The 14,655-nt window shown below is 62.7% G+C and carries 17 protein-coding genes; 5 read left to right on the forward strand and 12 right to left on the reverse strand.

All coding sequences use genetic code 11. The annotated features are described in order from the left end of the window. Positions 1–112: 112 nt before the first annotated feature. A complete protein-coding gene (locus BHD05_RS12520; RefSeq protein WP_202614218.1) occupies positions 113–1,057 on the reverse strand; it encodes an HNH endonuclease in 945 nt (314 codons plus the stop codon). Positions 1,058–1,111: 54 nt separating this feature from the next. Between BHD05_RS12520 and BHD05_RS16040 the strand changes: the two genes are divergently transcribed. Both BHD05_RS16040 and BHD05_RS12525 read left to right on the forward strand, forming a co-directional pair. Beyond that, positions 1,112–1,240, forward strand: coding sequence for a hypothetical protein (locus BHD05_RS16040; RefSeq protein WP_257792084.1), 129 nt, complete (start codon positions 1,112–1,114; stop codon positions 1,238–1,240). 308 nt (positions 1,241–1,548) lie between these two features. After that, complete coding sequence (locus tag BHD05_RS12525) at positions 1,549–2,874, forward strand: uracil-DNA glycosylase family protein (RefSeq protein ID WP_161886726.1); 1,326 nt, start codon at positions 1,549–1,551, stop codon at positions 2,872–2,874. A 399-nt stretch (positions 2,875–3,273) separates the two neighbouring features. Here the strand turns inward: BHD05_RS12525 and BHD05_RS12530 are convergent, their stop codons facing one another. From BHD05_RS12530 to BHD05_RS12550, 6 genes are all read right to left on the reverse strand, one after another. Next, the gene (locus BHD05_RS12530; RefSeq protein WP_161886727.1) at positions 3,274–3,585 is read right to left on the reverse strand and encodes a hypothetical protein; all 312 of its coding nucleotides are present in this window, start codon (positions 3,583–3,585) and stop codon (positions 3,274–3,276) included. 233 nt (positions 3,586–3,818) lie between these two features. After that, on the reverse strand, positions 3,819–3,944 hold the full coding sequence (locus tag BHD05_RS16045) for a hypothetical protein (protein WP_257792085.1): 126 nt from the start codon (positions 3,942–3,944) through the stop codon (positions 3,819–3,821). A 562-nt stretch (positions 3,945–4,506) separates the two neighbouring features. Further along, on the reverse strand, positions 4,507–4,839 hold the full coding sequence (locus BHD05_RS12535; protein ID WP_161886728.1) for a hypothetical protein: 333 nt from the start codon (positions 4,837–4,839) through the stop codon (positions 4,507–4,509). An 84-nt stretch (positions 4,840–4,923) separates the two neighbouring features. Continuing rightward, complete coding sequence (locus BHD05_RS12540; protein WP_161886729.1) at positions 4,924–5,217, reverse strand: hypothetical protein; 294 nt, start codon at positions 5,215–5,217, stop codon at positions 4,924–4,926. Positions 5,218–6,566: 1,349 nt separating this feature from the next. Beyond that, a complete protein-coding gene (locus BHD05_RS12545) occupies positions 6,567–7,100 on the reverse strand; it encodes a DUF1643 domain-containing protein (RefSeq protein ID WP_161886730.1) in 534 nt (177 codons plus the stop codon). A gap of 149 nt (positions 7,101–7,249) precedes the next feature. Then, on the reverse strand, positions 7,250–7,447 hold the full coding sequence (locus BHD05_RS12550; RefSeq protein ID WP_161886731.1) for a hypothetical protein: 198 nt from the start codon (positions 7,445–7,447) through the stop codon (positions 7,250–7,252). 102 nt (positions 7,448–7,549) lie between these two features. On the opposite strand from BHD05_RS12550, the gene BHD05_RS12555 reads away from it, so the two are divergent. Next, complete coding sequence (locus BHD05_RS12555; RefSeq protein ID WP_161886732.1) at positions 7,550–8,260, forward strand: hypothetical protein; 711 nt, start codon at positions 7,550–7,552, stop codon at positions 8,258–8,260. Between the two features lie 37 nt (positions 8,261–8,297). Here the strand turns inward: BHD05_RS12555 and BHD05_RS12560 are convergent, their stop codons facing one another. The 5 genes from BHD05_RS12560 to BHD05_RS12580 all read right to left on the reverse strand — a co-directional run bounded on the left by BHD05_RS12560 (position 8,298) and on the right by BHD05_RS12580 (position 11,838). Then, positions 8,298–8,492: a hypothetical protein gene (locus BHD05_RS12560; protein WP_161886733.1), complete on the reverse strand. Its 195-nt coding sequence runs from the start codon at positions 8,490–8,492 to the stop codon at positions 8,298–8,300. A gap of 152 nt (positions 8,493–8,644) precedes the next feature. Beyond that, positions 8,645–9,040, reverse strand: a complete 396-nt coding sequence (locus tag BHD05_RS12565; RefSeq protein ID WP_161886734.1) for a hypothetical protein — start codon at positions 9,038–9,040, stop codon at positions 8,645–8,647. Positions 9,041–9,222: 182 nt separating this feature from the next. After that, positions 9,223–9,771, reverse strand: coding sequence for a hypothetical protein (locus BHD05_RS12570; protein WP_161886735.1), 549 nt, complete (start codon positions 9,769–9,771; stop codon positions 9,223–9,225). 161 nt (positions 9,772–9,932) lie between these two features. Next, entirely contained in the window at positions 9,933–10,523 is a 591-nt protein-coding gene (locus tag BHD05_RS12575) for a hypothetical protein (RefSeq protein WP_161886736.1), read from the reverse strand. A 412-nt stretch (positions 10,524–10,935) separates the two neighbouring features. Next, entirely contained in the window at positions 10,936–11,838 is a 903-nt protein-coding gene (locus BHD05_RS12580) for a metallophosphoesterase family protein (protein ID WP_161886737.1), read from the reverse strand. 652 nt (positions 11,839–12,490) lie between these two features. Here BHD05_RS12580 and BHD05_RS12585 point away from each other — a divergent pair. Both BHD05_RS12585 and BHD05_RS12590 read left to right on the forward strand, forming a co-directional pair. Beyond that, positions 12,491–14,152, forward strand: a complete 1,662-nt coding sequence (locus BHD05_RS12585; RefSeq protein WP_161886738.1) for a hypothetical protein — start codon at positions 12,491–12,493, stop codon at positions 14,150–14,152. 181 nt (positions 14,153–14,333) lie between these two features. Beyond that, the gene (locus BHD05_RS12590; protein WP_161886739.1) at positions 14,334–14,654 is read left to right on the forward strand and encodes a hypothetical protein; all 321 of its coding nucleotides are present in this window, start codon (positions 14,334–14,336) and stop codon (positions 14,652–14,654) included. The last annotated feature ends 1 nt before the right edge of the window (position 14,655 follow it).

Below are 14,655 nucleotides of genomic sequence, written 5' to 3' on the forward strand. Positions count from 1 at the left end.
CCACGCCTTTGCTTCAAGGTGTTGAAGCGGCATTCCACGTTGCGGAGTTTGTAAGTCGCTCTGTCGAGCGCCGTCCGGCGATAGCTGGTCAGCGCATCGCGATTGCCCGTAATCAATTGAACCGAATGCCTCCGGCACGCCGTCGCGCTAGGTGCTCTGGCCGCGGCGGGGCGGCGCTTGGTGCCTCGAGTAGCTTGCCATCTAGAGGTACGAGCACTGCCTCCAGTGCTGGGTCCCTCGCAACTCGTTCGCGATCCACCACGACGCGCAGGTGACCGCTAATCGAAAGGAATCCTGTGTCAAAGGCCCGATCCACCAGCGTCGAAAGGCAGATGCCATTCGAGGGATCGAGACGAATGGACTCGTCTTCCGCCCACGGCACGATGTGCGACGCGACGAGGAATGCACGAGTACTGATGCCGGTAATCGCGCAGCGGTAGCCGTAGTTCCGCTTCACGGCCTCAGCAAAGGCCCGCTGGGCGCTTCCCCGCGACTTACTCGTTGCATATCGATCGGAGACGCCGTACTGCTCGTGTTCGATCGCCTCACGGAACTTGTCAACCTCGGCCCCATCGACGTCGGCGCTCTCAGCCATGAGGTCATCAGAAAGGTACGAGCTTCGAAGCGCGGCAGCGATGAGGTTTACGGTGCCACCCGGAACGCGCACGCGTCCCTGAGGAGCAGAACGAAGGCCATTATCGCGAAGCCTCGCCAGCGAGAGCAGGCCCCGCTCGTCAGGCGAGAAGGTGTGGACAAGGCGTAGCCGCATCCAGCTGCGTGTGTTGCGGCTGAGTAAGGCTCCCTCCTTACGCCAGAACTCGCGGTCGTCGATTACACGATCGAATGGGATGCCCGTCTCGACCACCCTGCACTCGTGGGTGAGCGCGCTGACCGGCGCGGTCCCATAGAGGTAGACCGTGTCGCCGACGTGAATGTGGGCTGATGCTGTTTCGCTCCAATCGATCTCGGGATGGACGGCGAATGCGGCATCGGAATCGAACGTGTTCAGGTTTGAGGCGACGATCCAATTAGTTGCTGCTGGAGGCGAGTCAGGCACGGTTCAAAGCCTAGTCGGCGGTATCAATCGGCGATCGCGGCGACGACTACATCGGTGACTGGAGCGCGCCTGGGATTCCACGCGAATAGCTCGCTCACCTACGCCGCGGACGGTGACGCGGTTGACGCGATGACTGCGACGCTCACCCAATATGTCAAGGACGTGCATTGGTCGACCGGGTGAGGTTTCGCCAGTGGCGAGCGGAAGACCGCGGTGGACGGGAAATGGCTAGCCGACTGACCGATCGCGCTCCGCGAGGGCGCTCGGCCACACCCTCGATATCTTGGCCCGGACTCGGATTCGCCGATATCGCAGCTCGGTCGGCTTCAACGGTTCTGGCTTCACCGCGCCCGTAAAGGGTCACGCCATGGATTCCACGTCCTGTATACGGGCGCGATGTCGGCTGCGTGCATCGAAGGGACTGCTTAACTAGTCGACAGGATCTACCGGTGCGGTGATCCGAAGCGGCACAACCACAGAAAGAGGACGCCATGGTGGACTCGCGTGATCCCCGGGTGTCAGAAATCAACACCTACGTCGACGAGCTCGCAACTGAAAGAGACGAGAACCAGCGCCCGCCGTACATCGACCCGATCTACTGTGTCCGCACCGCTCGGATTCTCGCCGTTTCATCGAACCCAGGCCCCGCTGCGGGCGGATCAGGGTCAGGTTTCTTGAGTGTCAACAACAACGACGGCTCGGCTCGGCGCATGCGCCACATCTATGAGGATGTCGGCCTCCTCAACTCCGCCTTGGGACACATCGACAGTCTCGTGCCGTGGAATGCGTACCCGTGGTACGTGCACCCCACACACGCGAATGGATTGTCCACGGCAATGATTCACGAGGGTATCCGGACGATCGTCGAGGTCCTCCTTCTTGCCCCCGAGATCCGTGCAATCGTCGCGCACGGGGGCGATGCCCACCAGTCGATGCGGTATGCGATGAAGAATGATGACTTCCGCACGCTCTGCGAACAGCGTGAAATCAAGATCTGGTCCGCGCGGCACACCAGCAACCGGGCGTTCGCCTTACCGGCCAAGACCAGGGCAGCAGAGGAAGGCCGGCTACGGGACATCTACGGCGCAGCTATGGTCCACGTCGGCCTGACGCCCGCAGTACCTGTTGAGCCAGTGAATGCCGTCACGCCGGTGGCTCACTCTCAGACGAATGCGGCTGCGAAGAAAACCTCCGACGTTTCGGATCACCGCCTGATGCGCGACCCGGAGTTCCGGAAGGGCCAGATTGATGGGATGCGCGCGCCACACGTCAGACCCGTTAACGACTTCGTCGACCGGCTACGAAATGGTGAAGCCACCGTCCCCTACGTCGCTCCGCTCCACGGCGGTTTCGACGCGCCATTACTCTCCGTACTCGCCTCCCCCGGCGGAGGCGCCATCGCGGGTCCGCTGTGCAGTGAGAACGACGACACCGCCGCGATGATCCAGTCAAGACTCATGGACGGCGCCGGAATCGCGCCACGTGAGATGCTGCCGTGGAATGCCTACCCCTGGCGCCACACCGAGCCACTCACGAAGGCGGACTGGGGCAGGGGTGACGCTGTGCTCGTCGAGTTGATCGATCAGATGCCGAACCTGCGAGTGATCCTCCTGCAAGGCAAGCCGGCGATGGGGGTATGGCAACGCGTGGTTGAGAAATACCCGCACGTGGTTACGGAGAGTCTTCGAGTCTTGTGCACCTGGAGTCCCGGGTCGCGCGGGATCGCCCACCCTGATCCGGAGGTGGTCGTGCGTCGCACACGGGATCGCATCGAAAAGTGGCAGCTCGCCGGCGACATCCTTCGCGGGCAGGACTGAAGTCGACCGGCGGGAAGCGGACTGGCTCGCGGGGCATCTCCCCTGGCGATGCTCCGCCCAAATGGCGTGAGAATTGGGGACTGCTTCAAGCCCGCTTGACCTGACTCCCCCGCATGCCTCGGCCGATGGCCGGCACAAGGGCCCATACTCCGTGGATTGCTCGTCCCGCATTCGTGAACTGCCATCGCAGGTATCGCGAGGCGGGACCGTCCCGAAAGCCGTAAATCGCCGCGCTCCGACGCCAGCGACCGACCGCGACCACGCGAATGGCCAATAACTTCGCCGCTTGCCGCGTCAAGAATGAATCGTCGACGGTCTCTCGCCACGCCTGCTCGATTCGTTCGGCGTGAGAACCGGCCTGCGACTCGCCCGCGACAGAGCGACGAGGTCCACGGTTTTTCACCTCACCCGTTCGATCCTGACGATCGCCGTCGACACCGACCACAGTTCTTGAAGGCTCAGGACGCCCCCTGTCGTGGGTGCCATCGTCCAGTACCCGCCGGAGCCAACCGCACAGGCGACGATGGTTACGAGGTGGCGAGGAGCGTCATGCATCGTTCTCGCGGCGGTCGGCCCCGGTTGCCGGGTGACCGTCATGTCGTCGAGATCGAAGATGTAATGACTTGAGAAGGTCGTGACCCGCCAAACACCGCCGTGAGCCACCGTGAGCTCGTCCACGGTCTCGACATCCTGATCTCCGGCACCGGCCATGACTTCCACGTTACGAGAGCCACGCGAGTCCTCAGCCTGTCGGGCCCACGTTTGTCGATGAGTCGGTGATAAACGGTTGCCGTGCCCACGGTCGAACGGGACTGCTGAGCTGCAGCCACCCGCCACGGGCAGTATTCGGCCCCAGTACCGCGCTCTGAAGCCCCCGCAACAAAAGTGTCGTCACCAGATTCGCCTACCAGACGATAGGTCCCGGGCCGATAACAGCTCGTAGGTCAGCGAGCGGTCGACGAAGCGGAGTTGCTGTTGCCGGTGAGCGTGTTCACGTCGTCGGAGCGGATCGGACCGACCAGCGCCCTCACCAGAAGTACGAAGTCACCCGGAGCGTCGACCAGCGTCACCAGAAGTACGAAGTGCCTGCTGCGGGCGAAGCGTCACCAGAAGTACGACCTGCCGAGGAACCACCGTCACGAGAAGTACGAAGCTGGCATGGATCGCTGCAGCTGATGCGCCGTTGAGGTGCTGGAATTAGCACTTTTCGTGAACGTGCACGCCTAACTTCGTACTTCTGGTGACGCTTTGGCCATCGACCGAGTCGAATGAGCCACTTGCTTCGTATTTCTGGTGACGCTATCGACAGCGACCGGGTCGGATGAGCTGCCCATTTCGCACATCTGATGACGCGGCGGCGGGGCCGAATGGGCGCGAGAGTATCCGAGAACGACATGGCATGCTCAGCGGACCGGCACGATCGACTTCGTTTGGACGCGGGTTTCTCCATGCCCATCTGGCCCTCACGATCGATTGGGCGATCCTCGGGACTCGGCCTCCCCTGACCGTGTTGGCCGCACCCTCGCGAGAGGGGGCTGCGCGGCAGCCGGATGAAAAGTGCCAGAGTAAGTCGTCCACGGCGGAGATCTCAGGCACCCGATGGAGAGCCTCGCACGCCCGCCGCTTGCACATTCAGGGTCGGTTCAGACGACCCGAATCCGCAGCCTCGACAGCGCTCGCCCAGACCCACGCCCGATGGGTCTCCCCCGACGGTGCCTCCCACTCGAGGGCGACCGCACGCGGCGTCCACGCCACCGCTCTCGCCGTCACCTTGACAGCCACCGCACCGTATCGAACCCATGCCCGTACCTCGTGTGGCTTCGGGGTCTTCGTGAGCGGGAGCGAGTCAAGTTCCAACTCGGCGTCCGTCAACGACGTCGGCGCCAACCCGCGCGTTGCAGCTTCGTCGGCGCGCTGCCCCAGCTGCCGGTCGACTCGTTCGGCGTACCGTTTGTTCGTGCCCATTCGCTCCCGCATTCCAGCGTCCGGCCACGCACTCCGATCATAAATCGAACCACCGGCAATTGGGCCCTGCAGCGACGCACAGTCTCACGTCGGGAGAGATCTGCCCGGCGAGGCGACAGGTTCGATCGACAGCACGGTGGACGATCGGCGAAGCGTCGCGGGCACACCGTGCACGCGAAGGTCCAAGATCATTTCCAGATGCTGCCCGACGGTGCACTCCCGCAGCTCGACGAGCATCACCAACTCGTCATCGCGGCGCAGCAGCGCGCCGTCAGCATCATGGGTGCGCGGAGTCCGCTTGATCACTCGCCGGTCCAGGTCGACCAGGTAGGTGGATGCGTGGGTAGTCACGAGGTTGGCACCGGTGGTGCTGTCCATCAGGGTCTTCATCTCGCGCGGCCCTTCACTGGCGCCCGGCCGGACGATTGGGATACCCGGCACATCGGGAGGTCACGGGAAGGCTCAGCGGTGGTCATGGGCACCGCGACCAACCGATCCACCCCGCACCGCGCTTGTGGCCACGCGGAAGCTCGACACTCTCGTCCCTGCTGTCGGAGTTTGCGAGGTCCTTGATCCACTGCGGTGTCGGGCGGTGCACCTGGCGGTCGGAGTTGACCCGGACCCGTGCGGCTGCCACCCGGACCTCCTGCGACGGTCGGCTCACAAGCCCCCGGTCTATGACAGACCCGCCGATCGTCACGGTCACCTGCACCACCACTGCTCGCCGGAGTGCACTGAGGCGCAGCCCGCGGGTCGTTTGTCGCACCGTCGTCTCCGTCCTCTGCTCGAGCTGGTCTTGGCCCATACTCCCGGTTGCGCCCGACATTAGACTCCGACGGTGACGGACGCTTCATCCACTTCTACACGCGAGACAACGCAACTCCCTACGACTCGGTCGAATTTGTTTATGAGTCGGTGGAATGACGACCACCACGCGATCTAGCGTGATGCGGGCGAAGCTACTCCCAATTGACCGCCAAGCCCACGATCGAAGCATCCGGCATCTCGTTCGTGCCGAGAAGAGGCAGGGGTTTGCCTCGCAGGATTCGGGGCCGAGCTGCCCCGCCGCCCCCTTCGCCGAGGCATAGCCAATGACGATGTCGTATGGCCGCAGCTCGTTCCTGATACCTTCGATTCGACGGCGGTCCGATGACGTATCGCGCGATCTGGCCACTGCAGTGCAGGCCCCAACCCATATCTGGAAGGGATGCACTGTTATGTCTGCCTGCACGAAAAAGTCTCATTCAAGCCCCGGCGAGGCGCTCCGGGCGCTGTCGATCCTGCTACGCCGTGGTTACCCGAATCTCACCGGCGTGCACCCGTGCTCCGTCTGTCATGCATGGCACACCACATCGAAAAAGCACCCGAGACATAGGCTCCAGCGGCCCTAGCCCGGCGGCCTGCAAAGACTCATCCATCACGGCCTTGGCCATGTGGCCCTCGAAGATTCCCGAGACGCCGCCCAGGGCGTGGCGCTTTGGTTGACTTCCCCGCAAAGTGAAGACTCCGACGTGGCCCGGTGGCCAGCTCCGATACGAGCTGCGCGCCCGAATGTCGACGTGAAGGCGCGCAGGCGGATGATCATTTGGAAAGACCCTCAGCGTGACACCACCGTCGATCTTCAAGCCCTCTGCAATGAGGCTGATGAAAAATCCGTCGGAGTCGAATCCGGCGCTGCCCTCATGACCAAACTCGTGAACCGGAATGTAAAGCTGCTGCACCGATGCTCAATCCCGGTGCGTGTCACCTCGTAGGTAGCGTTCCACGCTGAAGGGTTGAAGCGGGGTATCTGCCCGCACGTACAAGGGGTGGCGAGGGTGGCCGTCTTTGGTCGAATCGCCAAGTGATACCCAGTCGCAACCCGCGGCCGAGGTCAGCCGCAGGATGTCTCTCAGCAGAGACGGCAGGTAAGGCCTCGATGCGATGAGCCCGCCCCAAGCAGCCAAGAGGGTCAGCGGACGTCCAGCGATCATTCCGGCTATCTGACGCTCATTTTCAGCCTTTAGATCCTGGCGATACGCGCGGTCGAGATTTTGAGGGTCTGTGGCGATCTGGGGACATACGTTCAGCATCGTCCAGCTGTCGTACCGGTTGTCGGCGGCGAATCTGCGCACGCGCGCGACAGTACGATCCGGGGCGTTCGGTACAGCGGTGCTCGGATTGATCCCGAAGCACACCAGGGGATTCAGCCCGACCGTTCCCAACACGAATCGTGCGGAGCCATCAGCGGCCCGCTCGTAGATCCACTGGTCTTGGGTCACGCCGCCTCCCCCTATTCATCGCGTTCGACTCTTCCACGGGCGGCGGAAAAACGCCGACGAAGACGCCGCCGATGGATACCGTCTCGCTGAACTGCTCGTCGTCATGAGGTAGCTGCCGATCATTGCAAAAGTAGGTCGTGCTGGAGCTGCTAGGAGTAATCGGGAAGCCTTTCGCAGGCGTCGCGGTCGTTGTCGAATTCGAGCCAAGCGACGTTGCCGTAGTGGGGGTAGTAGGTGTCGAACCAGGCTTGTACTTCCTGCCATGTCGCGAACTTGCCACAGTTTTTGGTTCCCCACGATGGAATGGACTCCATCGTCGAGGCCCTCGAAGGCATGACCGTCACCATCCCCCCATTCCATTAATCGCTGCGTTATGCTCACCATATCGCGCAGTACTTGGCGGTGAGGGGCTAGGACCTAACCAATTGCACAACGAGGAAGCAGCGTGGATGTCGCAGGAGGAAGAAGCCCTATCCGACTGGGATCGAATGATTGCCGAGCTCGAATGCTATGTGAGGGAGCACCAAGATTTCCCGCACCATAATGCGCGCATCGAATTCCCCGATCAGCAGGTTGAGCGACTCGTTGGCTTCGTGCGAATGCAACGAAGGAGCCGATACCTGCTGACGGACCGGCAACGGTCTTGTCTGGAGCAGATTCCCGGTTTCAGCTGGGATCCGCTAGCAGAAGCATGGACGGCCAATGTGTCCGATTGGGGACAACACTTTGCCCTCCACGGGCGTGCACCCTCCCCAAGCTCAACCAGCGTACGGGACCGTCAACTTGCACGTTGGGCGAGCGAGCAAAGACGACGCCAGCGGAATGGCACCATCGCGCTAAATCGACTCAAGGAAGTCACCGCGATTCCCGGATGGTCCTGGGTCGCGGTTGCCCCTCCACTGGACAGCTTCAACGCCCGACTTGAGGAATTGCGGGGGTGGATTGCACAGAACGGGCGCTTTCCGAACGTTGCCACTAATCGGCCATCCGATCCTGAAGGGGCCCTCGAACACTCGTTGGCGCGCTGGCTCTACGTCCAGCAATACGCTGACCAACGACGACGACCTGAGAACAGGCGCCAGTCGAAAATAGAAGCCGCAATCGGTCCGTTGATTCACAACTCAATTCTCGACACACACAAACCTCGGCACATTGACTAACACAATCCAGCGAGGGCGGCCAGTCGGGCGCACGGTCTCAGGCTCCGAGCGGTCGACCCGGGGATGCGACCGGTTCGATCGACAGCACGATCGTCGAGCGGCGAATCGTCACGGGCACACCGTGCACCCGAAGGTCCAGCAGCATCTCCCATCGCAGCCCGATGGTGCGCTCATGCAGCTCGACGAGCATCACGAGCTCGTCGTCGCGACGAAGCAAGCGAATCGTCCACATTCTGCGTGGGTGGCGTGCGCTTGATCACCCTGCGGTCCAGGTCGACGAGATAGGTGGATGCTTCGGTGGTCGCGAGGCACGCACCGCTGGCGCTGTCTGGTCGACGCGATGATGGGCGGAACAGCGCTGGCCCGTGAACGCGGTGTCCATTCCTATTCGCCGGCGACAACCGAGAACTTCCTGCCGGTCGCGTCGTCGTGATTGAGCCGGCCGAGGAACTTGATGGCACTGTGTTCGGAGTTCGTCCACCGCACGACTTGCCAGAGCAATCGATGGTCCTCCTTACCAAGGGTTGCTTCGGCGCTTTCCTGCGCCGACGCCACGACCTCCTCGAGTTTCACGATTCTGCGGGCCGCTTGCTGGCGCAGCCCATCCTTCAAGTTGCGCCCAGTCGCCGCCCAGCGAAACGGTTGTCCTCTTGTCAGGTCGTGGTCGAGGACTTCATCCCGAGAGTCGATGATCACTTCAACGTTCGTGGGCTCGAGACGCGCCCTGAACACCGGACCCTCTTCGAGTGGTCCTGCCGCGGTCGAGACGGTGATGATCATCGTCTCGAGGGCTGCCTTGATCTCCTCGATTGTGGCGCGGCCCTTGGCCGCCCGTGCCTGCGCACTTTTCCGAATTACGTCGGGGTTGGCGGGTGAAGCCACCACGGCCCACTCGAACGTTCCGGTTGCTCGTTCTGTGGTGCCATCGGGGAACGTGATTGACCCTGTTGCCCTATCGAATCTCATTTCAGTGGCCCGCTGTCTTCGATGGCCATGGCGAGAGCGGCTGCGGTGAGTTCGAGTGGGACGTTCGTGTGCTCGGCGACCGTGCGAAGTGCGGTGCTGCAGATCATGATCGCCACAACGCTTGGATCCGCGCCACAGTCTCGTGGCAAGGGCGAGATTGCCTCCTCCTCGATGCCGAGGGCTCGTGAGCGTGCTGCTTCGAGCAGGGAGTCAACCAACGCGGCGTGGAGCTTGTTGTGGGACTCGTAGGTTGCTGCGCCGAGGGCGGCGCAGTTGCAGAATCCGGCGCCGCGGAACACCAGCTTGCATCGCATGACGATTTCGTCGACGGCGTCCGGAAGGGTTCCCTCATCTGTGGTTCCATACCTCGCTGCTGTGGCGATGAGCTCGATGGTGCCTTCGAAGATCTCGCTGAGAGATTTCAAGGTTGTGGTCGCCTCGAAGAAGGCGTCCGGCGAGCAGGTGTGCCCGATGGTTCGGTCGAGATTGAACCTCTGCCACGGTTCCAACGACCTCATGTGGTCAACAGCGATTTCGTAAGTCATGGTGTCGGCTCCTTCAAGTAGTGCGGATTGAACTGCGGTGTTCACGGTTTGGCGACAACGACGTAGTGGGCATCGTCCGGGACCGACGAGCGGAGTTGGTCGGCTTGTGACAGCCGCGCCGATCGCGGGCGGGAGCGGCCGCTGGTCGTGGCGCGTGTGGTTCATTCGTGCGAGGGACTGCCCGCGTCCGTTCTCGCTATGCGCTCGTCGGCTTCCGCTTTCAGGTCCTCGGCCCTGTCTTCGATCTTCCAGTCGACGTATTCGATGGCATCGTCGACGGTGAAGAGGATGCGGATGCTGTCGGTGAGGATCGTCTGGTCGACGGCTTCGATGGCATCGGCGAACCGGATCTGGAACTCGTCGTAGGACATAACGCCGCCGTTGTCGATGAGGTTTTCGGCTGCCTTGCGGATGAGGTCGAGGTTCGACTCGGAGAATGCGAGAGCCCAGGCAGCCGCCTCCCGCAGGTACCCTCGGGCGTCGTACAGGTCGGTGACATAGCCGTCGTGGTTGTAGGTGACGTCGGAGGTCCAGCGTGCCATGTGCTCGCTCAGTACGGCGTCGCTTGTGGTGTCGCCGCTTTCGAGCATCTGCACGGCGAGGTCGACACACGGGCCGGCCATCGCGATGCGCGCGATCACGTCGGGCTCGACGTCGGATTGGGCGGGCCGGATGTCATAGAACCCGTTCGCCCCAACTTGGATGGCCTCGAAGGTCAGCCCGTGATGGAGAATCGCGAATCCGTGTGTCACGGCATGACACGCCTCCATGAAACTGACGGGCTCGAACGACGTAGCGCTGGTGGTGAATTCGATCATCATGTCCCCCCGGACCTAGGTGCGACACTCTCGCGGGGATGACGTTACAGACCCCAGCACCCGGGTCCCGACCATTCGGATGAGACCATCTCCGAGCGGACGATGCGCTTGTCAATCGACGTGACAAGTGCCCATTTTCGTCGCCGGGGTGAATGTCACCCGATTTTCCCCCGGAACGGCGGGGCCTGCACAGGTCCACCGGCTCCGTCCGGTTACACATTCGCTGACAATATTTGCACTCAAAGCGAAAACACTTTAGGCGACTGAAATTGGTCAAAAGAAAGTCTGTCGACGGGCGGCAAACAGACAGAAGTCGCACATCTTTCGCTGGCGTAAAGCTGGCCCATCAGCCCGCGTTGTTGAGGCTGGTGTCGGGCGTGGGCGGTGCCGCCGGTGCGGAGGCGTCACGGCCAAAGAATGTGAGCTCGAGTGTCCCCACGTCGAGGATTGCCTGGCTGATCGTATCCTTGCTGCCGTTCTTGTCGAGGATCACGACACGGGCGACGAATCGGGTCTCGCCGGTACCGTAGGCGACCGTGTCGTCGATGAACAGGTGGTAGTGCCCGCCGAGGTAGAGCTTGGGCTGTACTTGGATGAAGCCGCGGTGGAAGATCGCGCGGCCGGCGGCGGCGTATTCACGGCCGGCTTCCGGCCACAACTCGTCGGTCTCAGCGAGCCGTCGGTCGAGGGTCGGCAGGTTCATGGGAGCGTCGTGTCCGATGAGGATGTCGGCTGGATCATCGCCGAGCGCTACCAGGTCGGCGTCCATGATCGCCTCCTCTGCCCACCATGAATAACCTTCCTGCCGGAGGGCAACATCCACCGAATTCGCCCCGCCCATCGCTGCCAGGGTCCGACCCGAGACCAGGCGGGTTCGATATCCACGCGGGATGTGGGCCAGATTCGGGCGGATCCAGCGCAGCCCATCCGCACCGATCGGAAATCTCAGCAAGCGCCCGAAGTCCTCGTGATTGCCGTCGACGAAAAACAAGCTCTGCCCACGGTCGGCCAGTCGTTTGCTGAGTTTGTTCAGGATGTTGCCCGTGTTCTCGCGTGGCCAAATGAAGCCGAAATCGCCGAGGACCACGAGGGTGTCGATTCCGCGGGCCGCCATGGTGCGCGAGACCCTCAACACGTGTTCGAGGTCGCCGTGAGTGTCACCGAGGAACCCGATTCGGGTCGCCGTCGCCAGTGTTTCGACAGGGTCTTCCCTCGTTGGCAGGTCACGCGGGGGCTCAGCGACGGTCATTGGCGTCGCCATTGACTGAGCCCCCCGGTGGGGCGTTTCTCGCCGTGCGGGAGCCTGGCATCCGCGTCAGTGATGTCGGAGTTCGCGAGGGCCGTGATCCATTCCGGGGTCCGGCGGTGCACCTGACGGTCGGAGCTGACCCTGACTCGTGCTGCTGCTACCCGGACCTTTTGCGACGGTGGGCGCCGCGCCGTCGGGCCAACCTCTGGCGCGTCGACGGTCACGATCACCCGCACCACCACCCCTCTCCCGAGGGCTGTGAGGCGCAGCCCCCGGTTCGTTGGTCGCATCGTCGTTCTCCGTCCCCTGCTCGAGCGGGTCATCGAATCACATGTGCCCCGTGGCGCGCGACCTTCGAATCCGACGGTCGTTGGCGCTTCATCCACTTCTACACGCGAGCCAACGCATCTCCGCACAGCTCGGCCGGATTTGTCCATGAGTCGGTGGAATGACCTCCGCGCCGCGACCTAGCGTTATTCGCGCGAGGCCGCGTCAAACCGCTACACGGGACCTTTAGGGCGTTGTCGTCAAAAGAATTTTGAAAGATTTTTGTGCTCTTTGACCGGGACTTTTTCAAGAACGGACGTTCCGTGATCGCGGAAAACGCCCCAAATCGCCCGAATGCCGAAAAACAGCCGCACACCTAGTTCTCATGACCGAAAACCGACTCATCGACAATCACACTCCATCCCGCAACATCCTCACCGAAACGGACAAAACCATGTTTACTGACAACTCCACCCTGATCGCCCACGACCTCCTCATCCAGGCCGACGCCTGCCTCACCCAAACCGGCATAGTCGGGAAGCTCGCCCAGTGGCGCAGCGACGACAGGCGGACGAGCGTCGCCCGCACGGCGACCATCTCCGACCGCGCCGTCCTCGTCGCGCTCCTGCTGCTGGCCCGCGAACGCTCCCCCCTCACGATGGTGTCCCTCGCCGACCTGTTCCAGTACCGGCTGGCGACAGAGTCCGAGGAGCTCCTCGGGCTCAACCGTCACATCCCGTCCTCAGATACACGATTGGAGCGCCAGCGCTGGCACCGCTTCGCCAGCAGCGCCTTCCGGCGGGTGGTCGACCTGATGGATCCGTTCCCCGAGACACCGCGCAACGCGCTCACCTACACCGAGATCTCAGAGGTGCGCGCTGCGCACGACCCCGAACGGGAGAAAGTGATGAAGGCCCGCCTGAACGATTTCACGGCTGCGTTTCTCCGGATGACTTTTCTGCAGCAGCCGGACCGGGTTCGCGACGAGAACCCCTGCGCAGACCTCGTGATCGGCCAGGCCTTCATCCCGGCCTCCGCCCGCCGGGGAATCTCAATGCACACCCTGACCGACCGGGTCGCCGAGGAAGCCGCCGGAATTGTTCGCCCCGAAACCGCAAAGCGTGTCGACATATTTGCCGGCTGGTACCCGCGAGGCGACTCAGCTGCTAACTGCGCCGCCAACCCTGCCGAAGTCCAGCACAAGGGCGGCCAGCACGGCCACGTTGACATGGCGTGGGGTTGGATGGCGAACGTCGCCGTACGTGTTGACTCAGCATCGCCGCGCGCACCCCGCTTCCCCAAGCTCGTGGTCGGCGCGACACTGAGCATGCCGAACGTCGGCGTGCCCGAAGAGGCCGTCGCCCTCATGCGCGCGGCACTCGATACCGGTCTGACTGCCGGGATCGTCCACGCCGACAAGCAGTACTTCGCCAGTTCCACAATCGACCGCCTCCACATCCCGACGACCGAACTGGGCTTCACCCCGTCGACCGACTACCGCATCGACCGACTCGGTGTCTCCGAGCGGCACCACTCCGGCGCGGAATTCATCGAAGGCGGGGCCTACTGCCCACGCATGCCCGAGGCCCTCAAGCGTGCATCCGCGGACTTCCTCGCCAAGCACATCGACACGGAGACCTACCGCGCGCGGCTCACCGAACGGCTCCAGTTCCAGCTGCGCCGCAGAAGCACGCCCGATGCGAACGGCCGCTTCCGGATGATGTGCCCGCCAACCGCCCACCAGCACGCCGATGACGTCTACCCGCCCGCGCAGATCTGCACCCAAGGATCGGTGGCTTTCAACAAGGAAGACGGCCTCCGCCAGCACCAGGCGTTCCCCTACAAGAGCGCGAGGTGGGAAGAGTTCCACCAGCACGCAAGCCTCACTCTCGAGGCCACCGTCGCGGCCGCATTTCACCCACGCTGCGGTGGTGCGGTGGACGGGGCTCGGCGCATCCGGGGATTCGCCGCCGTTCAGGTGATGATGACGATGCTCCTGACCGTCCACAACCTGCGCACCATCAGCGAGTTCCTCCGCGACGAATAAGCCGCGCTACCTCTCTCGACGGTCGCCAAGCCGGCGACCGTCGAGAGCACCGGGCTAAATCGAGGCGAAGGCTGCGTGACCAGAAAGCGACTCACACGGAGCGTGAGCCAATCGCTGACAAGACGTCAAATCGGTTCTGAGGCCCAAAGAACGAAGACCCATGTTGAAGGAGAATGAACACATGGATGACATGATCTCGCTCTTTGCTAGTGACGACACAGCGCAGTCCGAGTCGGCCCCACCGACGAGGATGATGACCCCGTTGCAACGAGAAGCGCTGAAAAAGGCCTTCGCGACGCTTGGCGTGTTGGATGCGCGCGGTCAGTTCGCGATGGTCGAGGACTTGACAGGTAAGCGCATCGCCTCGGTTCAGGAACTGCACGAGCGCGACGCTCAGACGCTGATTCACCGGTTGGCCGACAAAGTCAGTTCAACCGGCCGCAAGAACACGGGAAACACGTGGGATGACCGCGAAGAGAGTACGTGGATCGACAAACTCTGAG

Source organism: Marisediminicola antarctica (assembly GCF_009930795.1).
Classification (GTDB): domain Bacteria; phylum Actinomycetota; class Actinomycetes; order Actinomycetales; family Microbacteriaceae; genus Marisediminicola; species Marisediminicola antarctica.